At 47.4% G+C, this 26,204-nt stretch carries 23 protein-coding genes; 3 read left to right on the top strand and 20 right to left on the bottom strand.

Features of this window, described 5'->3' with window-relative positions:
• Positions 1 to 27 precede the first annotated feature (27 nt).
• On the top strand, positions 28 to 903 hold the full coding sequence (locus tag NSQ20_RS13775; RefSeq protein ID WP_340032745.1) for a LysR family transcriptional regulator: 876 nt from the start codon (positions 28 to 30) through the stop codon (positions 901 to 903).
• Between the two features lie 42 nt (positions 904 to 945).
• On the opposite strand, the gene NSQ20_RS13770 is transcribed toward NSQ20_RS13775, so the two are convergent.
• The 5 genes from NSQ20_RS13770 to NSQ20_RS13750 all read right to left on the bottom strand — a co-directional run bounded on the left by NSQ20_RS13770 (position 946) and on the right by NSQ20_RS13750 (position 4,033).
• On the bottom strand, positions 946 to 1,143 hold the full coding sequence (locus NSQ20_RS13770; RefSeq protein WP_340032744.1) for a hypothetical protein: 198 nt from the start codon (positions 1,141 to 1,143) through the stop codon (positions 946 to 948).
• A gap of 30 nt (positions 1,144 to 1,173) precedes the next feature.
• Positions 1,174 to 1,656 (bottom strand): tetratricopeptide repeat protein, encoded by a 483-nt coding sequence (locus NSQ20_RS13765; protein WP_340032743.1) that lies wholly within the window; start codon positions 1,654 to 1,656, stop codon positions 1,174 to 1,176.
• A 197-nt stretch (positions 1,657 to 1,853) separates the two neighbouring features.
• Positions 1,854 to 2,711, bottom strand: coding sequence for a heme o synthase (gene cyoE / locus NSQ20_RS13760; RefSeq protein WP_340032742.1), 858 nt, complete (start codon positions 2,709 to 2,711; stop codon positions 1,854 to 1,856).
• Between the two features lie 156 nt (positions 2,712 to 2,867).
• Positions 2,868 to 3,434 (bottom strand): hypothetical protein, encoded by a 567-nt coding sequence (locus tag NSQ20_RS13755; RefSeq protein WP_017688959.1) that lies wholly within the window; start codon positions 3,432 to 3,434, stop codon positions 2,868 to 2,870.
• Positions 3,435 to 3,679: 245 nt separating this feature from the next.
• A complete protein-coding gene (locus NSQ20_RS13750) occupies positions 3,680 to 4,033 on the bottom strand; it encodes a DUF3243 domain-containing protein (protein WP_340032741.1) in 354 nt (117 codons plus the stop codon).
• 246 nt (positions 4,034 to 4,279) lie between these two features.
• Between NSQ20_RS13750 and NSQ20_RS13745 the strand changes: the two genes are divergently transcribed.
• Positions 4,280 to 4,489, top strand: coding sequence for a hypothetical protein (locus NSQ20_RS13745; protein WP_338708580.1), 210 nt, complete (start codon positions 4,280 to 4,282; stop codon positions 4,487 to 4,489).
• Between the two features lie 127 nt (positions 4,490 to 4,616).
• Here the strand turns inward: NSQ20_RS13745 and NSQ20_RS13740 are convergent, their stop codons facing one another.
• The 13 genes from NSQ20_RS13740 to NSQ20_RS13680 form a co-directional block, all read right to left on the bottom strand.
• A complete protein-coding gene (locus NSQ20_RS13740) occupies positions 4,617 to 5,528 on the bottom strand; it encodes an NAD(P)/FAD-dependent oxidoreductase (RefSeq protein WP_338708579.1) in 912 nt (303 codons plus the stop codon).
• 181 nt (positions 5,529 to 5,709) lie between these two features.
• Complete coding sequence (locus NSQ20_RS13735; RefSeq protein ID WP_340032740.1) at positions 5,710 to 7,341, bottom strand: S-layer homology domain-containing protein; 1,632 nt, start codon at positions 7,339 to 7,341, stop codon at positions 5,710 to 5,712.
• A gap of 94 nt (positions 7,342 to 7,435) precedes the next feature.
• On the bottom strand, positions 7,436 to 8,035 hold the full coding sequence (locus NSQ20_RS13730) for a nitroreductase family protein (protein WP_036670536.1): 600 nt from the start codon (positions 8,033 to 8,035) through the stop codon (positions 7,436 to 7,438).
• A 148-nt stretch (positions 8,036 to 8,183) separates the two neighbouring features.
• Entirely contained in the window at positions 8,184 to 8,438 is a 255-nt protein-coding gene (locus tag NSQ20_RS13725) for a hypothetical protein (RefSeq protein ID WP_036609033.1), read from the bottom strand.
• 136 nt (positions 8,439 to 8,574) lie between these two features.
• Complete coding sequence (locus tag NSQ20_RS13720) at positions 8,575 to 9,438, bottom strand: AraC family transcriptional regulator (RefSeq protein ID WP_047842609.1); 864 nt, start codon at positions 9,436 to 9,438, stop codon at positions 8,575 to 8,577.
• 65 nt (positions 9,439 to 9,503) lie between these two features.
• Entirely contained in the window at positions 9,504 to 10,052 is a 549-nt protein-coding gene (locus NSQ20_RS13715; RefSeq protein ID WP_036609037.1) for a glutathione peroxidase, read from the bottom strand.
• Between the two features lie 189 nt (positions 10,053 to 10,241).
• Complete coding sequence (locus NSQ20_RS13710; RefSeq protein WP_100528989.1) at positions 10,242 to 11,072, bottom strand: carbohydrate ABC transporter permease; 831 nt, start codon at positions 11,070 to 11,072, stop codon at positions 10,242 to 10,244.
• A gap of 83 nt (positions 11,073 to 11,155) precedes the next feature.
• Positions 11,156 to 12,037, bottom strand: a complete 882-nt coding sequence (locus NSQ20_RS13705; protein WP_036670532.1) for a sugar ABC transporter permease — start codon at positions 12,035 to 12,037, stop codon at positions 11,156 to 11,158.
• 208 nt (positions 12,038 to 12,245) lie between these two features.
• Positions 12,246 to 13,562, bottom strand: coding sequence for an ABC transporter substrate-binding protein (locus tag NSQ20_RS13700; protein ID WP_340032739.1), 1,317 nt, complete (start codon positions 13,560 to 13,562; stop codon positions 12,246 to 12,248).
• Between the two features lie 168 nt (positions 13,563 to 13,730).
• Positions 13,731 to 14,582, bottom strand: a complete 852-nt coding sequence (locus tag NSQ20_RS13695; protein WP_036670530.1) for a helix-turn-helix domain-containing protein — start codon at positions 14,580 to 14,582, stop codon at positions 13,731 to 13,733.
• A 23-nt stretch (positions 14,583 to 14,605) separates the two neighbouring features.
• Positions 14,606 to 16,426 (bottom strand): sensor histidine kinase, encoded by a 1,821-nt coding sequence (locus NSQ20_RS13690; RefSeq protein WP_340032738.1) that lies wholly within the window; start codon positions 16,424 to 16,426, stop codon positions 14,606 to 14,608.
• 198 nt (positions 16,427 to 16,624) lie between these two features.
• On the bottom strand, positions 16,625 to 18,958 hold the full coding sequence (locus tag NSQ20_RS13685; protein WP_340032737.1) for an endo-1,4-beta-xylanase: 2,334 nt from the start codon (positions 18,956 to 18,958) through the stop codon (positions 16,625 to 16,627).
• 360 nt (positions 18,959 to 19,318) lie between these two features.
• Entirely contained in the window at positions 19,319 to 20,083 is a 765-nt protein-coding gene (locus NSQ20_RS13680; protein WP_127546136.1) for an AraC family transcriptional regulator, read from the bottom strand.
• Between the two features lie 113 nt (positions 20,084 to 20,196).
• Here NSQ20_RS13680 and NSQ20_RS13675 point away from each other — a divergent pair, with 113 nt between their 5' ends.
• Entirely contained in the window at positions 20,197 to 22,479 is a 2,283-nt protein-coding gene (locus NSQ20_RS13675; RefSeq protein ID WP_340032736.1) for an FAD-dependent oxidoreductase, read from the top strand.
• A 59-nt stretch (positions 22,480 to 22,538) separates the two neighbouring features.
• Here the strand turns inward: NSQ20_RS13675 and NSQ20_RS13670 are convergent, their stop codons facing one another.
• Positions 22,539 to 23,609, bottom strand: coding sequence for a glycoside hydrolase family 88 protein (locus NSQ20_RS13670; protein WP_101313873.1), 1,071 nt, complete (start codon positions 23,607 to 23,609; stop codon positions 22,539 to 22,541).
• 41 nt (positions 23,610 to 23,650) lie between these two features.
• Positions 23,651 to 26,200 (bottom strand): hypothetical protein, encoded by a 2,550-nt coding sequence (locus NSQ20_RS13665; protein ID WP_340032735.1) that lies wholly within the window; start codon positions 26,198 to 26,200, stop codon positions 23,651 to 23,653.
• Positions 26,201 to 26,204: the final 4 nt, after the last annotated feature.

Below are 26,204 nucleotides of genomic sequence, written 5' to 3'. Positions count from 1 at the left end.
CAAATGAGGGAAGGAACAGAATCTTTTATGTCACTGATCAAATACGAAATATTGAATACCGTTGTGGAATATGGCAGTCTCACCAAAGCGGCAGAAGCGTTGAACATCACCCAATCCGCAGTCAGCCATGCCATCGCCAGTCTGGAGACAGAATGTGGTTTTTCCCTGCTCCATCGCAGCCGCTCGGGTGTGCGGGTTACCGCTGAAGGGGAACGCATTCTGGGATACACACGTGAGATTCTGCGCTGGACGGAACTGATGAACCAGGAAATCTCCCTCATTCGCGGCGCGGAGATTGGTACGGTGCGTATTGGTACCTTCGCAAGTGTCTCCACACAATGGTTGCCGGGCATCCTGAAACAATTTCGTCTGCGTCATCCCGGAATTGAGATCAAGCTGTGGGAGGGCGATTATGCTGAGATTGAGGGCTGGCTGGCTGGAGGTGCCATCGATCTCGGATTTCTATCCCTCGGCGATTCATCACCTTTTGAGACGATCCCATTGCAAAAAGACAGGATGATGTGTATCCTGCCTCTGGATCATCCTCTCGCCTCAGAGGAATCTGTTTCGTTTGATATTCTGCTGGAGCAACCCTTTATTCTGCCCAAGTGGGGCGGAGATAACGAGATAGAACGACTGATCCGGCAGCATGCGGCTAAGCTCAATGTCGTCTATGAAGTCGCAGAAGATCAAGCCATCATGGCGATGGTCCGTAATGGTCTCGGAATCAGTTTGCTGCCGGAAATGGTACTTCAAAATCATACTGATTCACTCGCGCTCGTGCCACTCACTGGAGATCCTTATCGTACGATTGGCATGGCCTGCCCATCTTTGGGCAATCTATCACCAGCTACGCGACGTTTTATAGAAGAGGTACAACAGTGGCTTGGTCCGGCTATGTAAATTTGGAGAACTCACTACCTCTGTCGTTAAGATCGATTTCTCCTATCCGTTACTCACAAATTGGATAACGCCGAGGGTCAATATCAGTACAGATATAATCCCAATCGTGATGCCAAAACCAATCAGGAAGCGCACGCCAGGTGAGCGTTTGTTCTGATGGCTGCCTCCCAGGTTATCCAATTTCTGCTCAATTTGATCCAACCTTTCATTTACCTGCTTCAGATCTTGATTGGAGTTCATTCATCCATCTCCCTTTTCTGCGTATTTGATCTATTCCCACACCCGATCCAGCTGATCTGCGTAGAAACGGATTGCTCTTTTATAGTCGTTTATTCTCTTATCATTTGATGTGTCCGCGAGTTGTACGAGCAGTCTTTGCATTGCTTCTGCATGTTCACCCAGATTGTAGAGCACCATGGCATAGAAAACTTCAAATTCCCGGTACGCCGGGAATTCTTTCAAGCCCGTTTCAAACCAAACCTTTGCCTGCTCATACTGTCCAAGCGTTCGATATGTACTGCCTAGTCCAAGTATTGCACCTGCTCTGTCCTCACCAGAAAGTCCAAGACTCAGTGCCTTCTCATAATGCGGGACAGCTTCCCGCTCCAATCCAAGCGAATCATGTGCCCAAGCCAGTTGGTACCAGACATTCGCATTCTCGGGTTCCTGCATTGTTATTTCTTGCAGTAGTTCAATCGCTTCCTGCACCTTGCCTTCTTCTCTCCATCGCACGGCCTGTTCCAAATTACTCATGCTGTCACTTCCCATCTTGCATTATAATTTCCACTTATATGATTCAATTGTTTTATTATACCAAAAAAGCACCCTAGAGAATATGTTGTAACAACTCAAGGTTGTCCAAACTCTATTCCGCAGTGTGCTTTTTCATTCGATGCAGCCAGCTAGTTTAAGCTGAAAATCTCTCTGAAAACGATAAGTTCATCGTCTAATTATGACCATACCGTATTCGCTACCATAACAATAAATACGAGCATGAGATAGTTCACCGAGATCAAAAAGTTTACTTTTGCCCACTTCTCATCATCCTGTGTCTTCAGTCCGCTAAGGGTATGCACAAACCAGATCAGTCCACCGACCAGAGATACAATCAGAAATACCAGACCTAAGTAGTCGTAATAATACAACAGAAATACAGCAGGAAGCAGCAGAAAAACATAAGGAATCATCTGAAACTTGGTGCGTTTCACCCCTTTAACCACTGGCAACAACGGGAAGCCAGCAGCACGATACTCCTCTACCCGGCGAATACCCAATGACCAGAAGTGTGGTGGTTGCCACAAGAATAATAGTGCAAACAGCAGCCAGGCACCTGCATCAATCTCATTGGTTACAGACGTATAACCGATGACAGGCGGCATTGCTCCTGCAATTCCACCCAGTGACGTGCTCCACGTCGAACTGCGTTTCAACCACATCGTGTAAATCACGATGTAAGCGAACCACCCAAGTAGTGCCATCCAGCCTGATAACGGGTTCACCAGGAAAAATAGTACTGCTAGTCCCACAACACCAAGGATAATGCCATAGCCAAGTACAAACCCTGGCTTCAGATGGTTAATGTAATCCATCCTTTTTTTGGTGCGCTCCATCTTTTGGTCCAATTCACGATCCCAATAATTGTTGATAACACAAGCTGAAGCAATAACCAAAGTTGATCCAATCACGACCATGAGCAGAGATAACCAGTTGATATCCCATTTTGAAGCTACCCAGAATCCTACCGCCACCGCAAACACATTTAACCTTAGAAGTCCGGGCTTAGTTAATGCAATCATGTCTTTAAGCATGAGGCTCCTCCTGAACTATGTAAAAACGCCATTCCAATAATGATACATGTACCTACCATTAATTACAATCGCTTTCATGAATTTGTCATAACCAAAAAGCATCCCTCACCGTTCCAATGAACAGGAGGAATGCTTTTTGATGAATTTCATCATATTTTATGGGATGTATTGTTGCACAATTTTAGTAACTTTTCCGTCCTGCACCGTCAGATGATACGGGAATACGGACAGATCAAGAATACGGGTATTCTCATACAACGATTCGAACTTGGATAATGTCACAGGTTCATTCCACTGAATGTCTGCGCCCTGCATCGTACCATCCCGATCATACAACTGCATCAACACTTCAGCATTGGCACTAACTTCAACTTGTTCCTGCTCTTTGCTGTCATTGACAATATAGTAACCATCTGGAGCACCGTCTATACCTGCTTCCGGATTGCGCTGTGCAAAAATCGCATCAGCTTCTTCACCCTGATACCAGCCAATCTTGTCCACTGTCATAAACAATTTGCCGTCTTCTATATGCATACCTTCAACATAGGCTGTAAACATCTCGGAGTTTGCAACTTGAGCTTCTTTCGCAGAAGTTTGTTGAGCGTCCGTACTACCTTGAGCATTCGCAGGGGTAAGTAAATATGTAGTCAGCACAATCATACCAAGTAAAGCAACAACTGCACCGATCATTCCTAGTTTCCATTGTTTTGTCGCGTTCTTCATAGGTAACATCTCTCCTTAATATGAACGTTACTATTCCTTAACCGGAAGTCTTGCTTCTCAAACGCTCATGTGAACTATCGATTCCAACGTTCTTTCTTTTCCTATCATACTTCGAACAGGGATTATAAAAGTATCAGCCAGATTAAAAATAGTTACAATGTGCGTCATCACTCCTGTCTGTAGTCTCCGTAAACGGCAATAACCCCTGAAGGCATCGCCATTCAGAGGTTATTAACTTACTAATCTTAATGATTGGGTCTGGAGCTTTGCGCCAAACGAACGAGCATATGAGCCAACATGTGACGTTCATCTTCCTTGCCGACATTCCACAGCTCCTGCAGCAGTTTTTCTTCACGATTACGGGGTTCCTCCCGAGCTGCCAGATAATCCGCTACTTTCTCGGCAATTTTGGCCATCTGCTCCTCACTTAGTCCAATCGATTCTCCCATGGCAATTCGCTTACCCAGGTATTCTTTGAACGCATCAAAGTTCTGTAAAATCTGTTCTCTTTCTTCCGGCGCAATCTTCTCAATTGCATTGTCCACCTTGTCAGTTGAAACTTGGCCATCTTTATGGATTACATGATTTTCTTCATTCATTTGAATAACCTCCTGCATAATAGTTGTTTATTGGTTTGAAGCTTTAAACTTAATACTCATTGGTTATCTATAATATAAACGTATTGCAGAAGTTTAATCAGTACGTTCAATTCTGTATATATCTTCTATATATGAGCAAGTACACGTTTCAAAAGAAATACAGCGGTTAATCGTTTACATATACGTAACGGTGTTTGGATATGTTAATGAACACCTTATACAATATCGAACCAGGAGGGATTTCCCATGCGTGATAAAACCAAACATGAGAAGACAAACGATGAACTTGAACCAGGAGTGAATACCGTTATCCATCCAGACAAAAATAATCCCGGACCAACCGATATGATCGAAGGCGTGGTTGGTGATATCGTGGACAACATTCGCAAAGATTTCTCCCATGAATCGAAGGACGAGAAGTCTTCCTCCAAGTCAACGGATTCATCAGACAAATAAGCGTAATCCTTTTCTCCCTAGCAAAAGATAACTCAAAAAGTCCTCCTGCCACATGCATGGCTTGGGAGGACTTTTTGGTAATGAACGATTGAATAATCAATCTCATATCTGGAGGTGAAATTCAACGTTAATCCTTTGTCATCTGCTGTAACGCCTTATGAATCCAGATCGCGGCAATGGAACCTTCACCCATCGCAACGGTTGCTTGTTCTGCGTGCAGTCCCAGATCCCCGGCTATCCATACATTATTCGCTGCCTGCAAGCTGCGCGGATCAGCTTCTACATGTTTATTATCTGCAATCACAGCTCCCAGCTGCTCCGCCAGTTCATAGTGTACCCGGTTACCTCCAAATGCGATAAATCCACGCTCCGACTCAAAGATCTGCCCATCTTCGGTCAGAACACCGGTGATATGGCCATCCTCAATCTGTTGTACTTCCTGAACAGCGGCTTCCAGATAACGAACTCCCGCCTCTTTCATGCTCCGATGCAGCTCTGCAGATATGGGAGCCTGCTCATGATTGATATATAACAGATCATTCGTACGCTGAATTAAAATCATCGCCATATTGGCACCTGGTTCGCCAGATCCCAATAGTACCGTACGTTGATCCTGAATCTCATAACCATCGCAATCAGGGCAGACATACACCGTTCGGCCCAGCGTAGGGGTTAGTCCCGGAATGTCCGGAACTCTATCCGTGAGCCCCGTTGCCAATAACACGGTTTTGCTCCTATATTCAGATCCGGAAGTACCGAATAATTGAATATGTTCTCCCTTACGTTCCGCTTTAATGATACGGTCTTTCTCAAAAGATACACCAGTCCGCTCTGCCTGCATCCTGCCTCGTTCTCTAAGCTCTTCACCGGATACCCCATCGGGGAAACCGAGGATATTATGATAAGTCCGGCATAACGTCGATCTGCCTTCTCCCGCGTCGATTACCAACACCTGATGAGCTGAATAACGTCCAAGCTGAATGGCTGCCTGAAGCCCTGCGAGCCCTCCACCTACAATTATGCAATCAACCTCTCGCATGCTCCTTCTCCTCCTGAACTTCCATTTATCTAATTTAATTAAACAATTTGTCCTTATATACATTAAACCGTTCAGCCAAGCTTAAACGATTCCTCATATTGCTTATCTTATACCAAAATAAACAGACCCAAACCATCCGTAGGAATCACGGTGAGTTTGGGCCTATAAGATTTATGATTGCTTAGAAGTTATAAGATTCAAATCGCGAAGCATTTGAAATGGCGTTCCATACATCGGCTGTTTCGCCGCCCATATACCAGTAAGCCAGTCCAGCGATTTGCCGTTGCTCACTCATTAACACTTTGGCCGATAAAGAACGACTGTCCTCTGCCCATATATATCTTGGCTTACCATTACTGTTGTACCCGATAATATATTGAACCAGACTTGCATCCCATCGTCTTACAGATCCCGTAGCATGCGCACGCATTCCCTGATCTGAAAGTGTGATGTCCCAAGAACTAGCTGCAGGATTCACTGAAGACCAGTCCCGTGTATATAACGGAAGGGCCAAAATTGTTTTGGCACGTACCACCTCGGAAAGCATGGTATCCAAAGCCTTTTCCACCCATGGAAGAGACGCCACTGATCCTGCTTTCGGATCACCGTTCCAGTGTTCCTCGTATCCCATCAGCACCATATAATCTGATACAGCGCCCAGTTTGGCATAATCAAATGCATCCGTCCAATCAGTACCCAGATCGGGCGAAACGTCCACGGACACTACAGCACCGAGTGCATGCAACGTAGCCGTCAAAGAGGTCACAAATGCCGTCAGCCCTTCACGATCCGCAGGATCAACATTCTCAAAGTCCACATTAATGCCGTCCAATTTATAGGTTTTGACATAAGCGGCTACCTGTGAGATCACTGTCGCTCGGTTGGCCGAACTGGATAACATCTGATGGGTAATTGCCGAATCGGAACGATTCCCAAGCAATGGCCATAGCTGCCTGTCGGTGGCGGATGCCCAGGAGATCAATGCAGGGTCCGCGTGATCTGTTACTTTCATACTGCTGTTCAGGAAAAACCAGCGCGGGACAAGTGTATTGACCTCAGACTGTTCCACTTGTTTCTTGAATTCAGTTGTAGTGGAGTTATATTGCCAGCCCAACTGAACGCCAAGTTCATCCCCACGTTGTAACTGCTCAGACCATGTTTTCTTTTGTAAAATGGCATCGAGCATTACGGCTGCTTCTTCTCGCGTTACCTCGTCATGTGGTCGGAACACGCCTCCGCTTCCCCGCATTAATCCAAGTTGATATACCGTTTGAACATAAGGACGTGCCCAGTCCGAGATATCCGCTGCGTCAAAATACGTTGAAGATAAGAGTGATGTCTCTACGGGTTGTTGTTTTAACATTCGAACAAGAAGGGCAGCCGCTTCTTCGCGCGTAATGGAAGCATTAGGCTGGAACGTTCCCTGACCCTTACCCTCCAGAATAAAAAGATTCGTCATGGCGGCAACGTTGCCGTAATACCAAGCATTCATGCTTATATCCTGATAGGGATTTATATTATTTTTTACGGGCTTCAAACCTAGCAATCTCACTGCAAACGTCGCAAATTCTGCACGAGTAACGGCCTTCTTCGGTTCAAACGTAGTCTCTGACGTACCGGCAGCAATACCTTTGGCCACCAGATGTGTAATGGCATCCTTGGCGTAACTGGTGTGCGTATCCTGAAACTGTTGCTGCACGGTTGCAGCCTGAACGGTAGAGCTGTATCCAGCCACTGATCCAAGTGTTAATAACCCGCATAATGCCATTTTCCATATCCGTTGGTTCGTTATGTCTTTTAATCTATTATTCACATCAAAAAGCCTCGCTTCATTGGATTACGATCAACTATCATCGTATCAAATTGAAGCGAGGCCGTATGTGGTTAAATGTTGGGAAATGCGAAGCTTACTTGTGTACTTTTACGCGCTCTTCAATTGGTTGGAATTCTTTCTCACCCGGTGCTGCCGTTGGTTTACCAAATGGCATTTGAGCGATCAATCTCCAGTTCTCAGGAATGTTCCATTCTTGCTTCACTTTCTCGTCAATCAACGGGTTGTAGTGCTGCAAAGATGCACCCAGACCTTCTTGTTCCAGAGCAGTCCAGATTACCAGTTGTAACATGCCGTTGGATTGGTTAGCCCAGATTGGGAAGTTATCTGCATAAGCTGCAAAGTTTTGTTGAAGCTGTGCGATCGCATTGTTATCTTCGAAGAAGAGAACCGTACCATATCCGCTGCGGAATCCAGTCATTTTTTCTGCTGTGGATTTGAAGGCTTCTTCATTACCTACCACTTCACGCAAAATTTCTTCTGTGTGATTCCACAATTTATCATGTTGTTCACCGAGCAATACAACGGCACGGGATGTTTGTGAGTTAAAGGAAGTTGGTGTATATTTCACCGCTTCTTCTACGATTTCCTGGATTTTAGCATCCGAAATTGTAGATTCCTTGCTGATTCCATAATAAGATCTTCTGTTTTTCAACGCATCAAAAAAAGTTGTCATTCTTATTCGCCTCCCAAAATTTTTTTTCAATTGCCAACACAGTAACTATAATATAGTAACATACATTAGTCAACAAACTAATTTATTTTCACTAAGTATACATTCACTGAAAACATTTCAACAAGTTTGCCCAATACAGCAATTGAAGTTATCCTTCGCCCGTCTTTTTACGATAATCCGCCCGGTATTTCTCTTCCGTAGACGAGTTACTTTTTGTCTGATCTTTATTCTTCTCTTCCTGAGCTTCCATATTCAGATCTTCCATCGGAATTGGATCTACGGTCTGTTCTTCTTCATGTCGGTCAAGCAGACTTTCGTGCTCTGTCTTATATTGTTCAGGATTGTCACGGGATTGTTCCTGTTGGGTATCGTTGTTATTCTGATCCGGTGTGCGCTGTTTCATTCATATTCGCCTCCTCTGGGTTCATTACCTTTCTTTACCTGTTCTGCGTGTCCTCTAAACACAGTGGGATGCATTCCTCAAACAAAAACCAACAAAAAAAGCCAACCAGACAAGCTGGTCAGCTCAAAGACGACTTCTATGATTGGCGATGCAATTGGGTACGGTACAGATCAGGCGAACATCCCACACTTTGTTTGAACATCCGACTAAAATGAGAAAGGCGTTTGAAACCGGACAATCGACTTGCTTCTGTCACGGTGATCTCAGGCTGAAACTGAAACAAAAGCTTCGCCTGATTGATACGGCGGTCATACAGGTATTTGAATATCGTCAAACCTGTCATTTCCTTAAACATGCCTGCCAGATATGGCTTGGACAGATGTAATTCCAGTGCCAGATCATCCAGACCAATGTCCTTCATATAATGGGTATCCACATAACGAATAATGTGTTGGACATGCCGCTCCCTCTCCGATGAGGGAAGTTGTTCCTGGACATCACCCTGGCAGATCTCTGCTACAAAATACAACAGATCACACAGTCTGACATTCATTCGCTCTTGCCTGAAATTGCTCTGACTTTGAGACAGACGATGAAGATCATGCAATAGAGCTTCGAATTCAGAGCGGTTATCTCCCTTCAGATTGACCCGGCAATTTCTGAGTTCTTCAAATGGTCTCAGGACCTCAGCCATACGGTCCGGATGCAGGCTGCTGCGGATTGCAGACGGATCAAAATGCAGTGTGCTTCGCTCATAAGCACTGCCTGGCTTCGGATGTGGTCGATGAAGAGTCAGGCCATGCATTAACACCAGATCACCCGGCTCCAGGTTATATACCCGGTCTCCTATGATATAGGTACATTCTCCATCATGAAAATAATAAATCTCATAATGTGGATGTGAATGGAATCCATCTGACTTGCCTGGGTTAAATATGCTGGTGGATCGGTAACTATACTCCAGTGAAGCGCTAAATTGCATCATGCTCGGCACATTCATGCACCTCCTGTTCGGAAGAGGGAAACGATTTGTATCATGCCCCTGTAGGATATATGAAAGTGAAATTATAGAAGCTGTTTAATACTCTCTTGAATCTCGTCGATGGAGTCGACAGGTTCGAAGCGTCTGACCACACGACCCTCTGCATCAATCAGGAATTTTGTGAAATTCCATTTGATTGCATCGCCGTGTAACCATTCTGGTGCCTTCTCAGCCACCATTAATTTCAATAATTTGGCCTGTATATCTGTTTCATCAAAGCCGGCAAAAGGCCCTGATCTTTTCAAAAAGTCGTAGAGCGGGTGCGCCGCTTCTCCATTCACATCCAGTTTGGAGAACATCGGAAATTTCACACCATAGTTAATCTGGCAAAACGATTCCGCTTCCGAACTGCTTCCAGGCTCTTGCTCTGCAAACTGGTTACACGGGAAACCAATAATCTGAAGTCCTTGATCCTTGTACTGGTCATACAGCTTCTGCATGTCATCAAACTGGTGCGTATATTTACATTTACTTGCCGTGTTTACGATGAGCACAGGTTTTCCTTCATATTGATAGAGTGGGAAACGCTCTCCACTGGTTCTGGTTACGGTAAAGTCGTAGATGGTTGGCATAAGTCTAGTGCACCTCGCGATAGTTATGTAGTCATACAGCATCATATGTCATTGTTAATTATATACGAAGTTTGAACTATTGTATCGCGCAAGATAAGTTACTCTCCCTTTCAACAGAAAACCCTTCTGCCGCGAAAATCTCTTCGTTCAGCAAAAGGGTTATTATATGGGATCACAGTGACAGCAGCTTCAGCCCTTCACGGCACTTCCGGCCACGCCCTGAATGATATAATGCTGACCCACGAGGAAAACGATGATCATCGGAATAATGCCTGCCGTGGCAGCGGCCATCATGCCGTTGTAATCCACATTATTCTCCAGAATAAAGTTCTGCAGTCCGAGCGGAACGGTGTACAAGTCTTTGTCGATCAGGAACACAAGCGCATTCTCATAGTCATTCCAGTGCCAGGAGAAATCAATAATGGCCAGTGTAGCCAGCGCTGGCTTCGCCAAGGGCAGAATCAGCCTGAAGAATATGCGCAGGTGACCGGCACCGTCGATGAACGCCGCTTCCGAGATCTCTGAAGGCACGGACAGGAAGAATTGCCGCAGCATAAACACCCCAAAGATCGTGAACATTCCGGGCAGGATCAATGCCCAATGCGTATTATATATGCCTACCCATTCAAACATCAGGAACTTCGGTACAAAGAGTACCTGCGGTGGCACCATCATCATCGAGAGATAGATCAGAAACAGTGTCTCCCGGCCTTTGAATTGAATCCGTGCGAAGCCATAGGCTGCAAAAGCCGAGAGAAATACAGCTCCGACCGTGCTAATTAGCGATATTTTCAACGAGTTCAGATAATACGTCGCAAAGGTATCCGCTCCACTCCAAACCTTAATGTGATGCTCCCAGTTCAGGCTGGAGGGTATCCACTGGATGGGATAGGTGAATACGTCCGCAGGAGATTTGAACGACGTGCTGATCATCCAGATAAACGGCATAATCATCAGCAAAGCAAACCCGGACATCAGAAGTGTCAATATGATTTTTCGAATCTGGCTCAAGGACTCCATGCGGACTTTAACTTTAGGTGAATGTGGAGCTGTGGGCTTCGCATTCGCGGCAATTTGTTTCTCCATAACGATCCCTCCCCTCCTTAATAGTGAACCCAACGTTTCTGACCGAGCCACTGCAAAACAGTGAATATCATGATGATGGCAAAGAGTGCCCAGCTTATGGCGGCAGCGTATCCCATCTCGTAATATCGGAAGGCATTCTGGTAGATAAAAAGTGACAGGACGGTTGTGCTGTTCCCCGGCCCACCCTGGGTAATCGCTTGAATGATACCAAAGTTTTTGATCGTCATAATCAGCCCCGTAATCAGTAGCAAAAAGGTCGTTGGACTCACAAGCGGCCAGATCACTTGGCGTATCGTCTGCCAAGGACGGGCTCCATCTATCCGTGCAGCCTCAACCAATTCCTCCGGAATTTCCTGCAAAGCGGCCAGATAAATAATCATGTTGTAACCCAACATGAACCAGATCCAGATGATATCAATCGCATACATGGACCATTCGGTTGTTGATAACCATCCGGGTGGATTCGTAATACCGATCCCCCGCAAGAAGCCATTAATGGGCCCCGATGTTGGCTGGAACAGCAGCATCCAGACAAAAGCGATGGCAACGCCGCTGGTGATATAGGGCATGAAATAGAGGGCACGAAGCGTTTTTTGCCAATACACCGACTTGTTCAGCGCCACCGCCACGATAAATGCCAACCCCATCGATACCGGAACCGCTAACAGAAATACAAATGTATTTCGCAGCGCCACGCCAAACAGATCATCATTCAACATCCGGCGGATATTGTCCAGCCCGACGAAATTCGTCTCCGGGCTCATGAATTTGTAATCAGTGAACATGAGATAGAACGAATAGACAGCCGGTATAATAAAAAACAACAGCACGCCAATCATATTGGGCCCAATAAACAGATACCCGAGTCTGCTCTGCCGTTTCATCCAGGATTTATGCATATGCTCCCCCACTCCTTAACATCTGTTCTGGAATTAAGCATAACAAGATGTCCTCTAACATTTAAGGAACATAACCCTGTACCTGATATCACAGATATATGTATTTCGGCAGTGCCTTTCGGGAGGAAAACAACATGGAATTGTTCTATTGCTTATATAGAAAAAACCGCCCCATTGGGACGGCCTTTGGACTCATTGCTTTTGCAACCTATTGATTCTGCTTCAGCCAGTCATTATGGCGTTTGACCATGTTCTGTACCGTTACTTCGGCAGTCTGGTTACCGAGGAAGAACTTTTCATACTCCTGTGCACGCAGATCGACCACTTCCTGCGCAATGCTGCGGACAAACGTAGGTGTCTCGTCACCGTACAACACAAATTCCAGAGACTCTTTATCATAAGAATCGGCATAATCGCCCAGCAGATGATCGATCGCAGTCTGTTGATCAACCGCATTGGAGGAAGGCAAACGTCCACCCGCAGCCATCGGCATCATTCCCCCATCGGCGTACCATTTCAGGAACTCCCATGCGGCTTCTTTATTTTTCGACTTGGAATTGATCGCAATAAAGTCACCAAGTCCTCCACTCTTCACCATATCTGCTTCTTGTGCAGCCAGTCTCGGTACAGGGGCAAAGGCAATTTTCCAATCCCGCGGGAACTCGGTCATATTGTTTGATGTGCGGATCAGCCATTCGCCGATATTAATTATGGCAGACTCACCGCCAAGGAACATGTTCTCCACCGGCATTTTAGAAGTAAGCTGCTCTCCGAGCGGAGGGGTGGTTGCATCCTCCTTCATCATTCCGTTCAAAGTCTCCAGCCATTTGGTAACGAGTGGATCATCGAGGTTGGAAGTGCCGTCTGCCTTAACATAACCGTTCTTCACCAGAACGGAATCGAGCGGGTCTACATAGGAAGCGGTATGCTGCACCAATCCGTACTTGAAGCCAGCTGTCTTCAGTTTGAGTGCATATTCACGGGCTTCATCCCAAGTCCAGGCTGTTGGTACGCTCAGTCCGGCCTGATCAAGCGCTTTCATATTTAAAGCGAAGAAGGCAGCGTTTTTCTTGGTTGGCATCCCGTAATATTTGCCGTCCACTTTCCAGGAAGCCGCATCTTCACCCATTTTCTCATCAATGTTGTAGTCGGTGAACTCGCCCAGATCCAGTGCTGTCCCGCCCTTGATGCGTTTATCCAGATTTGTAAGGGTATAGTTGACATACAGGTCAACGTTTTGCCCGGTGGACAGCGCCGTATCCAGCTTCAGGTTGCCATCATCATCATTCACAAACCGCACATATTCCACCTGAATATCAGGATGTTCCGCATTCCAGGTATCCACCACTTCCTGTGGACCATTCTCGGGCGGCACCGCGCCCCACATGGTGAGCTTCACTTTTCCCCCTGCCGCTCCACCTCCGTTATCTCCACCGTTCGTCTCATTTTTACCTACACAGCCGGCAAGCAAGCCCAGCATCAGCGCACCTACGATTAATCCCGTTAATCCTTTTTTGATTCTCATCTGGTCACATGACCTCCCTGAATTGAAGTGTACCTTCCGTTACATCGTAGCAGGGACCTTGCTGGGTTCATAAGATACATATCCATGATTCGCATTGAACAAAAATACGGATTTACTTGTGCTTGCCTGAGCACTCGGTACACATATTCCTTCTACTCATCCTGTGAGTCACGAACGATGGCGATACTGGCTGGGCGTGCAACCGGTCCAACGCTTGAATATTTTAATGAAATAATTATCACTTCCGAACCCTACCCGGTAACCAATCTCCTGTACAGGAAGATCCGTCTCGCGCAAGTATTCAGCCGCTTTCTCCATCCGTACCCCATGCAGGTAGTGAATCAGGGTATGGCCGGTTTTCTTTTTAAACAAAGCACTCACATAATTCTCGCCCATCATCACATATCGTGACATGGATTTGACGGTAATGTCCTGGTCGTAATGCTGTCCGATATACTGAATTATTTTGCTAATCTCCGGATGTTTCACAATCGGCTCACGAACAGGTGTAAATGGAAGATCCGTATCAGACGGGGGCGCAGAAGAGACCGTAAGAGAATCAGGCGAAACAGGCGTTGATGTGAGAACCGGTGTGGAAGGTGGCACTTGATGATGATCTGTCTCTGTCCGGGCTTCAGTCGAAGCTCCCAGTTCTGCACTTACTTTACGGAGTGTATCACGCAGTGAATTCACACTCATGGACAGTTTCAAAATATAATTGGAAGCCCCGTATTCCATTGCACGGCGTACATATTCGAACTCCCCCATACAGGTGAGCATGACAAATTTGGTTTTTAACCCGGCCTGACGGGTCTGTTTGAGTAATTCCAGACCATCCATACCTGGCATGACAATATCGGTCAGTACCAGATCCGGTGTATCCTGTATAATCATCGCCAGCGCTTCGGTCCCATTACCGGATTCCCCGATGACCGTGAAGCCCAGCTCTTCCCAGGAAATAATCTCTCGTACCGACTCACGTACGAATACCTCATCTTCTACAAGCAATACCTTCCACATGCCAGATTCCCCTCTCCAGTCGTCTAGTGAGATCGCTTCTGTACGTACGGCGTCGACAATAAAAAAGGAATGCTGAACCTCACTAATGTCCCCGGCTTGGTATCAATCACTTCAAGTTCACTTTGGCCTTTGAACAATAATCGCAATCGTTCCTTAAGGTTAGACAGGCCGATCCCCGGACGTGTGCGGGTCATCTGCAAACGCCGGGATTCCTCCATTCCAATTCCGTTGTCTGCCACCTCCAGCATCAGCTTTCCTGTGTCTTGCCTGTAAATTCCGATGCGGATCTGACCAAGCTGCTCCAGTGGCCCGACACCGTGGTGAATGGCATTCTCCACCAGTGGCTGCAAGCTCAGCTTGGGCACGAGCGCATACTCAAGTTTTTCGTCAAATTCACAAGTCACCTCAAAGCTATCACGGTAACGAATCCGCTGGATATGAAGGTAGGCTTGAACCAACTCAATCTCGTCCTTCAGGTATACCAATTCGACCTGTGAATTCAGGCTGACCTCCAGTAATTTGCCCAAGGAAACACACATCTCGGAGATCTCTTCATTCCCGCTGCGGATCGCACTCCATTTCATTGTATTCAATGTATTCAGGAGAAAGTGCGGATTCATCTGAGCCAGGAGCATATGAAAATGTACCGCTTCCTTCTGGCGTTCCTCCACCTTGAGTCTGTTGATCATCTGATTGGCATCATCCAGCATCGTATTGAACGTACGGGTCAGTTCCAGCACTTCTCCGCGGCTGCGGCCTTCAGGGATACGGACCTTGAGGTTTTTGCGTACAACCTCCTTCATCTGGTTCTGCAGATGTGATAAAGGCCGAGTGAACGTCGCCGAGATCATAAAGGCCATGAGCACAAATGCTGCTGTGAAGCCAAAAAACGTTAAAAAATAGCGTTGCTTAAGCCCCGATATCTCCGTAAACAACACAGCTAGTGGAATACGATTTACCATGTACCAGTCCAGTGACTCGATGTATACGTAGTTAATCAGCGTATCTGAATCATTATCCGTCAGATAGGCCTCTGCCGGATGAAGTGCAATTTCCCGGGTCACGTCTGGGGAAAGTACCGCTTTTTCGGACGAGCGGGCAATCGTTTCCCCATTGCCAGTAATCAGGAAATACTCCTGATTGCTCTGCGAATCCTTCAGCATAGACTGAAACCAGTACGAATAATCGATGCTGATCCGTGCCATTCCGTACCTTTTGCCGCCACTGTCCTTCATATACGCATAGAGGGACAAGAGATACGGGCTGGAGGATAGCTCCCGCAGGACATGGTTGGTATCCCGGGCATCCCAGCGGTAGAGCAACTCTTCTGATGGAAACGAGTTTGAATCAGTGTTGCCCTTGATGAAGGTCATTTCTCCAAGATGCTTGCGAAATTGTTCCCGATAAGGGCCATAGGCCAGAGCTTTTTTGGGCAAATACGAAGTGTAAACGTTATCATGAAAATCTAACAACGTGAAGTACACGGAAGGATTATATAGAAAAAAGCTGTTGTTGATCATCTTGAACTTCTCTTCCACCAACGACTTATTCTCAAGCGGAGAACGATTGTCTGGAGAAGTCAGGGCGTTTCTTACGGCTGAATCCTGTTCCAGAAAAATCAGGGTTTTGAATGCAATACTCATCTGGTCCTCCAGAGAACCATACATCTGCACCAGTTGCTCGTGGCTCTGTTCACTGATTTTTTGCTCAACCAGAGATTCGATCTGGCCATAGTTGTAAACATTAAGTACGCTGAATGGCAGCAGAATCAACACCACAAACGCACCAAACAGCCGATACCTGAGCTTATGCGGCAAAAAGGTCTTCCAGTCGGGCTTTGTCATCCCCTCAGCGCTCCTCCTGCAATTATTGAGATCATTATACCATCAGTTCCCCCGCTTCGGCCGGGGCCGGGCTCATTCGCATGGATATGTGATACCAGTTGCCAGGGACGGGATAGGGATACACAGATTTGTTCTATTGCATTAAAAAAACCGGAGATCTGGGATCTCCGGCTAGGCTGGATATAACGACTTAGCAAATTAGGATATAGGCTCCACTCCCCAGACAAGCTCGCCGTTCCGGTAAAGAGTTACCTTGGTCCAATCGGCAAAAGAGGTCTGCAGCGGGTTAAAGGAATAATCATCCCCTTCGCTGTAATTGGACCAGTCTGCTTTGTGCAACCGGGTATGTATCTCCCCAGAGGTTCCTCCGACCGGGATCACGCCTGCTCCGGTACCGAACTTCAGTTCCAGATAATGGTCCGCTCCAGGAACAGGTGCAGGCAGTTTCACTATGTTGCCGCTGATCTGACTGCCTCCAAGCTGTGCATAATCACAGAAAAAGGATTGTTGTTTCTCCCCGTCCACTGTATACCAGTAACGAATTGTCAGTTCATTCAGGCTAACTGCGGAGGTACCGTTGTTGTGAATGGCAAACTGCGGTTTAATTTGGTTATCGAGCAGATTTGTATCCCCTGCACGATAGGCTAGAGTCAGATTGCCAGCAGGCTCTGGCGGCCCTCCACCCTGGACCTTTGCGGAAGCTTGAACGGAGTTCACACTCTTCCCAACGCTGTTAACCGCATTCACCACATAGTAGTAGGTGGTTCCAGCAGATACCGCCATATCCATATAGCTTGTTCCCGATACAGCGGCCACAGATGTATACGGTCCGGCTGCTGTCAGCGACCTGTTTACCGTATAGGAGGTTGCACTTGCAGATGCACTCCAGCTTAGATTGATGCTGTTGTCGCTAACCGCAGTGGCGGTCAGATTCTGCGGTGCGGCTGGTACTGCCTCGACCTGGACCGTCTCTAATACGGACCAATAGGCTGGCTTGGACTGGAGTCGCTCGTCGAAAAGCAGCGGCCAGTTGTTGCGGGCGACCGGGAAGGTTCGTAGCCAGGTATTGGCATCATCCTTGCCCCACAAGGTAACATTTTTGACTGTGTCCGTATGCCTCAGGAAGATCTGGAACAGGGACTTGTACAGCGCCGCCTGCTGTGTCTTCAGTTCTTCCGGGAAGATATCATAAGATTGCGAATCATTGGAATATACACTTACATCAAGCTCAGTAATATGTGTTTCGAGGCCCAGCGCCTTAAATTTGACAATGGAACTCTCAATTTCCGAAAGGGTTGGATAAAAGAGGCTGATGTGTGTTTGATGGCCGACTCCGTCAATAGGCACACCCTTGGTTTGAAGGCGAGTGATCAGATTGTAAAGGGCCTGACTTTTGGCCGGCTCATGGGTATTGTAGTCATTAATAAACAACTTGGCATCCGGGTCGGCTGCATGGGCGAATTCAAATGCTTTCTCAATATATTCTTCCCCGGCAATCTGGTACCACAGACTGCGCCGCAGGCCATCCGGCTCGGAGGCATCAATGACTTCATTCACAACGTCCCAAGCGTAGATCTGTCCTTGATAACGCTCCATTACCGTCTCAATATGCTGCTGCATCCGTTCATACAGCACCGTTTTGCTCACCAGATTGCCGTTGGCATCGTGAAATACCCAATCCGGAGTTTGTGTATGCCAAACGAGGGTATGCCCGCGTATTTCTTGTCCGTTCGCTGCTGCAAAAGCAACTGCGGCATCCGACCCGCTGAAATTATACATACCCTCTTGCGGCTCGGTACTGTCCCATTTCAGAACATTGCCTGGTGTCAGACTATCAAAATGCTTCGTAAGCAGCTGCTTGTCCGGTTCGGTCAGCAGTTCATTGTTCGTGAAGGCCGTCCCAATTCGAAACTTGCCCGCAAAAGCATCCTGTAGGGAAGGAATGTCTTCTTCGATCACAATGGGTCCGAGATCTGGCAGCTTCTCCAATCGGAAATCATCCACATAAAAAGAAGCTGTGGCACGGTCTGGCACTTCAAAATAAACCGATAACTGATTCGCTGGTTCCAGCATTTTAAACTGTGCAGTAAGCTTGGTCCATCCGCCTGCGGATGCGGTACCGAATGTTAAATTTTCATAATGTGTTGTATCTGGCAGGGTACGTTGTAAAGACATATTGAGGTTTGTGCTGGACGCTCCCGCCGGAAGCTTCACCCAGCCAGTGAACACATACGTCTGTCCCACCTCCAAAAGTTCTGTCACATCCAGCGCTGGCCCATGCCATGTCATAGCACGCCCGCTCACCTCCAGTCCATAATCTCCGGTACGAGCTGCAACGGCGCTTGCACGAAGCGTTTCTACTTCACCGCGTCCGCTCCAGCTCTGGACCGTGCCATCTTCAAAATCATGACTCAGAATCAAGGTATTTTCCCCTTCTGCCGCATGGACAGATGGAGCCGCCCAATACAAAGGAACTAATAAAGTTATCATCAAAACAAATTTAAGCGCTTTCAAAAAAATCATTTTTCTCATCGCTTCCATTCTCCTTTATCGAATATTAGGATGAATTCCTTATTCCAAAGGCTAAGGCCATATCCACCTCCTTGGTTTTAATTATAAAATCAGAGTCCTCATTCAAACGGATACGGGGGGCATACGTTCGGATAAGGACTCCATATGGTAAATTATAGTATAAATTGTCTATGATCTACAACTGAAATGTACTTCCCCTCTAATTTCGGTTAGAAATGCAGTATCCGTTGCTTCTGCACTCATTCGCACCAGCTCCTCCATAATCTGGGCAACCCGTAACGAAGTGTATACCTGGTGCTCCGCTGGCTTCAAAAGTTGTCTTTAAAGTTGTCTTCAAGCTTTCTGCTCACTTCTTTCAGCTTACACCCTGTGTCTCCTGCGATACTCAGATGGACTTATGCCCAACGTTTTGGAGAACACTCTACTCAGATAAAAACCGTTCTCATATCCGCATCGCTCGGCAATTTGGTTAAGGGTCAGGCTGCTGTCAGCCAAGAGGTTCTGCGCTTTTTTCAGACGGACCCGTTTGAGATAGCCTGATGGCGTCTCCTGAAAAGCTTCCCGGAAACGCCTTGTCAACTGCACCGGACTCAAGGCCAGTCGCTGTGCCAATTCCTGAAGGCTGATCTCCTCTTCCGCCCGCTCCTCCAGCAGCGCTGCCGCTTCAGCCATTCGTGCGTCTTCGGTAAATCTCCGCTCCTTTAAGCGATTCTGTCTGCGTTCCACCTGATACAACTGCCACAAATCCATCATAAAATGTGTCTTCCAACGGGCAACTCCCCCCTTATTCTCCTCACTGTCCTGGCGTAAATAAGCGTACGTCGAGGCTAACCGCTTCGTGTCATTAATCAGCGATTTTCCGGCTGGTGGCAGAAACTCCTCCTCCTCCAGGCTACTGCTAAACTGTAAATAGTGAAATGTCAGCGGGGTAATGACTGTCCGCCGAAAAGGAACCGCCGGGGGGCACAGCACCAGATCGCCAAAACTCGCTTCTCCGATCTGACCCCCAATCTCATAATGGAATATTCCCTCTTCGACGGCAAAAGCCACCCAAGTCGTATAGATATCTTCCGTAAGAGCAAATTCCCCTTTTTGCTTCCAGTAGATGTGGTTAAGCAGCTCCATGACTTGACCACCCTTTCTGTGAAATAAAGTATATGTTTGATGATAGTATAGTGCATTTAAAAAGTGAATATATAAATCTAAGATGAAATTATAGATATGTAGTTGGAGTGAAGGTGGATCTAACTTCAGTTAAGGAGGTCACAGATATGAAACAAGAGCATGTACAAAACGACATCACCGTCATCGGCGGAGGACTTGCTGGTGTATGCGCCGCGATAGCCGCTGCCCGCATGGGGCAGCAGGTTGCGCTGGTGCAGAACCGCCCCGTGCTTGGCGGCAATTCCAGCAGCGAGGTTCGGGTCTGGGTGTGCGGTGCCACCGCCCACGGGATTAACCGTTATGCCCGGGAAACGGGTATTATGGGGGAATTGTTTGTAGAGAACCAGTATCGTAATCCAGAGGGCAACCCGTATCTCTGGGACTTAATCATTCTGGAAGCCGTTCGAGCTGAATCCAACATCAGCCTGTTCCTGAACACGGATGTACATGAAGTCGAGGCTACTGGCGATGGGGATGAACGAAAGATCACCTCTGTCACTGGCTGGATGATGGGTTCTGAGCGCAAAATCCGATTCGAAAGTCAGATCTATCTGGACTGTACGGGTGATGGATTGGTAGGCTTTCTGGCTGGAGCCAAGTTTGCACTCGGCCGGGAAGCCCGCAGCGAGTATGGCGAAGAGTGGGCACCAGAGGTGGCTGATCAGATCACGCTGGGCAGTACACTTCTCTTTTATACCAAGGATGCTGGTGCGCCTGTCCGTTATATCCCGCCTTCTTTTGCCAAGGATATTACACAGACCAGCATTCCGATTCGCCGGGTCATTCGCAGCGGGGATTCCGGTTGTCATTATTGGTGGATTGAATGGGGCGGTGAACATGACACCGTTCATGACAATGAGCTGATCCGTGATGAACTGTGGTCCGTGATCTACGGGATCTGGGACTATATCAAGAACTCCGGCAAATTTGATGCAGATCATATGACGCTGGAGTGGATTGGTTCGCTGCCTGGCAAAAGGGAGTACCGCCGCTTCACGGGTGACTATGTGCTCACCCAGAACGATATTATCAGCCAGCAGGAGTTCCCGGATGCCGTTGCCTTTGGCGGCTGGTCCATCGACCTGCATCCCCCGCAGGGCATGTATGCCGAAGCGAGCGGCTCGAAGCATATGCATGCCGATGGCGTATATCACGTGCCGTTCCGCTCGCTGTATTCCGCAAATGTGCGGAATATGCTCATGGCCGGGCGCGACATCAGTGCATCACATGTCGCCTTCGGCACAACGCGCGTCATGGCAACATGCGCGGTCATCGGCGAAGCCGCGGGTACGGGCGCGGCGCTCTGCGCGTCCAAGGGGGTGTCGCCGCGCGAGCTACACGCGAGGCATCTGGCGGTCCTGCAGCAGACGTTGCTGCGGCAGGACGCTTCCATCATCGGGGTGCGCAGCCACGATGAGCTGGATCTGGCCCGGCGTGCCCAGGTTACAGCCTCCAGCACGCTGACGGGCATCGCCCTTGAGCAGCCTGGCGAGACGTACCCGCTGGGTACAGATGTCGCCCTGTTGCTGCCTGTGCATCCAGTGCTCAGCGGCCTGGAGCTACTGCTGGATGCATCCAGCGATACCGCACTGACGGTAGAGCTGTGGGATACGGGGCGTAAGGAGAACTACGTCCCGCATTCGTTACAAGTTACGGCGACTGTTAACGTTACAACAGGAAATGCGCAGTGGGTGAAGCTGCCGCTCGAATGGCGACCGGAAGAACCGCAGAATGCTTTTATAATCATCCGCTCCAATAAAGCCGTCTCACTCTACCATTCGACAGAAGCACACAGCGGAGTGCTGATCTTCTTCAAAACAGAAGAAAACCACGTGTCCAAAAATCTGGAGGATCATGCCACGAATCAGCCTGTCGTATTATGGTCCATGCAGGGGTTGGCGCGTCAGCCATTCTGCTGTCGTACCCTCTCTGAGACTTCGGCATATTCAGCGGACAACACGATTAACGGTTATCATCGCCCTTACGGTGGGCCGCAACAGTGGATGTCGCAGCCGATGCAGTCTGGCAATCCTGAATGGGTGCAACTGACATGGGAAGAGCCACAAACCTTGGCTGAGTTGCACTTGACGTTTAATGATGATGTGAACGAGGATCTGGTTAATTTACATCACCATCACACAACATTCCGTGTGATGCCTGAGCTGGTGCGTGATTATCACGTGGAGGTACTGACTCCTGCTGGCGAATGGACACAAGTCGCAAGTGTTCAAGAAAATCACAAAAGAAAAGTTATTCATTCCCTGGATGTCCCTGTGTCAGCTCAGGCTCTGAGAATCATAATTGATGCCACAAATGGCAGCAGATATGCCCAATTAATCGAGATTCGAGCTTACTAAAACAAAAAGGAGGATACAGGAAACTGTATCCCCTATCCTCCGTACAAGTCCGCCTGATTCTATTCGGCGGTTGGAGCCCGCAAGCCCTCAATCAGGATAAACAACGTAAGTGCTTGTCCATATCCCATCGGACTGATCGCTATATCTTTATAAAACTGAGCATCCTGCCCCACAGGTGTACCATAGGACACCTGCTGTACAACGCCGTTATCATCAATCTGTTTCAACACCGCTTCAAGCGCACTCAAGCCATTCTGGCGATAGGATTCATCCAGGTATCCATACCGAATTCCCTTAAGAATGCCGTATCCAATCGCTGCCGTTGCCGAGGTTTCTTTGTAAGAGGTTGGATCATCCAGCACAGTGTGCCACATGCCATCCTCACCTTGAAGCTTGCTCAGTGCTCTGACTTGAGCGGTTGCTGTATCCAACAGATAGGCCTTTAACCCGTCTTCGATCGGAATGATATTCAGGAAATCCATAACTCCCGCCGTATACCATGCATTGCCTCTTCCCCAATGAACAGCACCATAGTTATGATTTTCATTGAAATCCCAGCCATGATAGAACAATCCGGTTTTCTTGTTATATAGATATTTGATATGCACAAGGAACTGTCGTTTGGCTTCTTCCACCATGTCGGGTTTCTTGAAGTATACCCCTGCCTTGGCCAAAAATAGCACCGTCATAAACAGGGTATCAATCAGAATTTGACCATCATTGGCATCTCCCGTAATCATATGTTGAAACGCACCATCTCCGGTTCGCAACAGTCCATCCATGATCCAACTGCTCCACTCCTCACAGACCTGTTCGTACTCCCTGTTTTCGGTCAGCTCGCATAGTGAGATCAAAGTAAGGAGCGGAGCGCAGGTGTTCACATTTTTTTCCGGTAACCCTTCCATCAGCCTTGCATTGTACCATGATTCGAGAAATTCCAGCACTTTAGGATCTTTCGTTGCCTCATGGAGTTGAAGCAAGCCATACAGACCGACACCTTGCGGCCATTCCCATAGATGTATGTCGATTAGTCCGATGGGAAACTGTTCATTGATACTTGTGTTTTTCATAGACTCCATCGCTTGGGATACCTTGCTTATTCTCTCCTGCAGCACCATTTGATTCGGCATGTTGGTTATCACTCCCTTGGTTTCTTGCAAATGATTCAGCGCTACATGTCCAGTAACTTCAGTTGTCCCTTCACTCCATAACCTTCATGTATAATTTCCTCTTCTTTAATAAGAAAAGGCTTGTTCATTCCCCATTGAATTGGACCATATACCGGGTCTGTTAGAGTGAGAGTTAAAGCTTGATTATCGAATTGCGGGCTTGCAGAACGAACTTGGTTGATAAAAGCGTCAAATGACCCGAATTGCTGTTCGCTTCCTGCTCTTATAATCCAGGCGTTACGCAAGCCAGGTGAAATAAGCTCACGTTTTCTTGTCACCCCGCTGCTCTCCATACTCGTCCCGTTGGCCGCATATATAGCTGCATAACCCTTATCCAAACGGGCAAAGTGCCAGTTCTCATGCCTTACCCATTCCGTGAAGGAGTGAGTAGGAAAATAAGCATGTGTCCAGTCAGAGTTGTTATCCGCAGGAATATCAAACATCATCAAAGCGATCCCCTCATGCTGAACAACATCGGGCAATATCCCATTCCCAGCCCAGAAGCAAGGTCGACCATCCCCATGCTTGTATATTTCTGCCGGATGATTCACCCAGATCAGCGCCTCAGGTGACAGAGATAAATGCTGGACATGCTCCTGATAACCTGGCTTGCCTGGACGAAAGCGAATGATTGAGGATAAGGAGTATTCCCTGGTCCGACAATGATAGAGCTTGGCGTAACCTCCCTTGCCCTGCTGATTAGCGAACACCAACTGCTGATTGTCCCCAAGCAACAGATGCTCCTGATATGCTGCTGGAGGGCTGTAATCCGATAAACTCAAGGCAACATTGCTTATTGAATAATTGTTTACATTGCCAACGCCATAAGCGATCCAGCACATTGAAGTGGTTCCCGCTGCATAACCACCCAGCAGTTCCTTCTCATAGCTGCGCCCAAACGTTGTGGACAAGACTCCTTGATGCATCTGAACGGTAATATAATAGAATAATAGGTCCATTGCCTTTTTGGCTTGCTGTCTGAGCTGTTCATTATGGGCAAATTCATAGATATGCAACAACCCAACCGCATCAATCGGAATGTATGCACTCGAATTCCATTCTGCCAATCCTTCATCCAAAAAGCGCTCAAACCATAATGCAAGCCTCTGCTCTGCTTTTTGACGGTGTACTTCACCGGATTCACCACTGTTGCTGAACGTTTCATCTCCAAACAGCTGTCCGGCTAACAGTTCATTGGTATGGAACAACAAGGCATGGTTCTCACTGAAGAACCACATCACATCATCGCCAGGTTCATCAATCCAATACCGATAGCCCAGAATACTTGCTTTCACCCGATCCCAGAACGATTCACTAAACAGACCGCTATTTCGCTCATCTCTCCAAAGACGGAACAGTCCCACCAGATAGAAGTCACTGCAATCCTTCCGTTGCTCAATCCCTTCCACACCCTCAAGCAAAATGTTCTCCGCTTCTTGCAGATTACCTCCTGTTTTGAGCATGGCAATGGCCTTATGAATATTGGGACTGCCCTTCTCGGCAATACATCGCAGAGCCAAGGATTTGCGGGCTTCAATATCCGCAGCTTGCTGAGCTGCCTCATCATAGCTCGTATCATAGGATTGGCAGCCAAACTTCTTGGTTAGTACAACATTTGAAACTGAAATAGCCAGCGTGAAATATACGTAATGATGACCGAGTTGATTCGTATGTGCCAGGACCAGGTCCGTTTCCTTTTCGGCGATGTGTATCGTCTTGTTTTCGGTACCGTCAAAAAAATTGCCATACTGAATATCAACCTCTCTAACGATATCCGGCAAGGGAAGCGGCAGCTTGAGCTTAATCTGCTCACCTCTGAAGAGATCCGAAGGAAAATAAGCCTGTTCGAGGGCTTGCTCTGCGGATTTTACAGACTCAGCCAAATGAGGAGCAATAGGCAGGGAAATCACCAATTCCTCGTCGCCCAGATATTCCAACGCAAAGGCATACATGGTATCCCGCTCAGCCAGATCCTCCCAGCAGGCATAGATCTCATTAATTCCAGCTAAAAGTTCAGCTTTAATTACGATTTCCTGCTCCTTGTTACGCATGAGTGGCGCAAAATCCGTTACCATTTCCCCATTCACCCACAACGTCAGACTGCCATAGGTCTTAATCCGCAAAGAGGCGGTATGAGCAGTCGGAGAAATGAGTCTTGTCGCCGCGTAACTGCGCAGATGTGTCGGTACAAACCAAAATCCTGATTGCTCCACACGTGGATTATTCCAAGGAGAATACAGTGCCCAAGGCATTCCGTTCTCTTCTCCAACGAAGTCGTCTCCCGGGCTAGGAAACTCGCTCCATTGATCAAAAAATCGCTTCACAGGCTGCGTTCTCCTATGTTCTACAAATTCCTTTCTGCATGGATTCTCATGAATGGCAAAACCATCGATAAGCCAATCATTAATATCTCCCTCCATCGTTGTTGGAACAAAGGCAACAGGCTTTGTATATATGCCGCTGATCATCCAATGATTAATGACCTGATTGTGACCTAATTTCATAGGTTTATAATTCAAGGTATCCATCCCACTCCGGGTGGTATCTGACATTCAA

The organism is Paenibacillus sp. FSL K6-1122, assembly GCF_037977015.1.
Lineage (GTDB): Bacteria > Bacillota > Bacilli > Paenibacillales > Paenibacillaceae > Paenibacillus > Paenibacillus amylolyticus.
Note: the sequence above shows the minus strand (reverse complement) of the source record. Positions and strands in the feature narration are given on the sequence as shown.

Excerpts from the sequence above, each read along its gene's own strand:
- NSQ20_RS13775 (WP_340032745.1), top strand. The coding sequence starts at position 28 with ATGTCACTGATCAAATACGAAATATTGAATACCGTTGTGGAATATGGC.
- NSQ20_RS13770 (WP_340032744.1), bottom strand. The coding sequence starts at position 1,143 with ATGAACTCCAATCAAGATCTGAAGCAGGTAAATGAAAGGTTGGATCAA.
- NSQ20_RS13765 (WP_340032743.1), bottom strand. The coding sequence starts at position 1,656 with ATGAGTAATTTGGAACAGGCCGTGCGATGGAGAGAAGAAGGCAAGGTG.
- cyoE (WP_340032742.1), bottom strand. The coding sequence starts at position 2,711 with ATGCTTAAAGACATGATTGCATTAACTAAGCCCGGACTTCTAAGGTTA.
- NSQ20_RS13755 (WP_017688959.1), bottom strand. The coding sequence starts at position 3,434 with ATGAAGAACGCGACAAAACAATGGAAACTAGGAATGATCGGTGCAGTT.
- NSQ20_RS13750 (WP_340032741.1), bottom strand. The coding sequence starts at position 4,033 with ATGAATGAAGAAAATCATGTAATCCATAAAGATGGCCAAGTTTCAACT.
- NSQ20_RS13745 (WP_338708580.1), top strand. The coding sequence starts at position 4,280 with ATGCGTGATAAAACCAAACATGAGAAGACAAACGATGAACTTGAACCA.
- NSQ20_RS13740 (WP_338708579.1), bottom strand. The coding sequence starts at position 5,528 with ATGCGAGAGGTTGATTGCATAATTGTAGGTGGAGGGCTCGCAGGGCTT.
- NSQ20_RS13730 (WP_036670536.1), bottom strand. The coding sequence starts at position 8,035 with ATGACAACTTTTTTTGATGCGTTGAAAAACAGAAGATCTTATTATGGA.
- NSQ20_RS13725 (WP_036609033.1), bottom strand. The coding sequence starts at position 8,438 with ATGAAACAGCGCACACCGGATCAGAATAACAACGATACCCAACAGGAA.
- NSQ20_RS13720 (WP_047842609.1), bottom strand. The coding sequence starts at position 9,438 with ATGAATGTGCCGAGCATGATGCAATTTAGCGCTTCACTGGAGTATAGT.
- NSQ20_RS13715 (WP_036609037.1), bottom strand. The coding sequence starts at position 10,052 with ATGCCAACCATCTACGACTTTACCGTAACCAGAACCAGTGGAGAGCGT.
- NSQ20_RS13710 (WP_100528989.1), bottom strand. The coding sequence starts at position 11,072 with ATGGAGTCCTTGAGCCAGATTCGAAAAATCATATTGACACTTCTGATG.
- NSQ20_RS13705 (WP_036670532.1), bottom strand. The coding sequence starts at position 12,037 with ATGCATAAATCCTGGATGAAACGGCAGAGCAGACTCGGGTATCTGTTT.
- NSQ20_RS13700 (WP_340032739.1), bottom strand. The coding sequence starts at position 13,562 with ATGAGAATCAAAAAAGGATTAACGGGATTAATCGTAGGTGCGCTGATG.
- NSQ20_RS13695 (WP_036670530.1), bottom strand. The coding sequence starts at position 14,582 with ATGTGGAAGGTATTGCTTGTAGAAGATGAGGTATTCGTACGTGAGTCG.
- NSQ20_RS13690 (WP_340032738.1), bottom strand. The coding sequence starts at position 16,426 with ATGACAAAGCCCGACTGGAAGACCTTTTTGCCGCATAAGCTCAGGTAT.
- NSQ20_RS13685 (WP_340032737.1), bottom strand. The coding sequence starts at position 18,958 with ATGAGAAAAATGATTTTTTTGAAAGCGCTTAAATTTGTTTTGATGATA.
- NSQ20_RS13680 (WP_127546136.1), bottom strand. The coding sequence starts at position 20,083 with ATGGAGCTGCTTAACCACATCTACTGGAAGCAAAAAGGGGAATTTGCT.
- NSQ20_RS13670 (WP_101313873.1), bottom strand. The coding sequence starts at position 23,609 with ATGCCGAATCAAATGGTGCTGCAGGAGAGAATAAGCAAGGTATCCCAA.
- NSQ20_RS13665 (WP_340032735.1), bottom strand. The coding sequence starts at position 26,200 with ATGTCAGATACCACCCGGAGTGGGATGGATACCTTGAATTATAAACCT.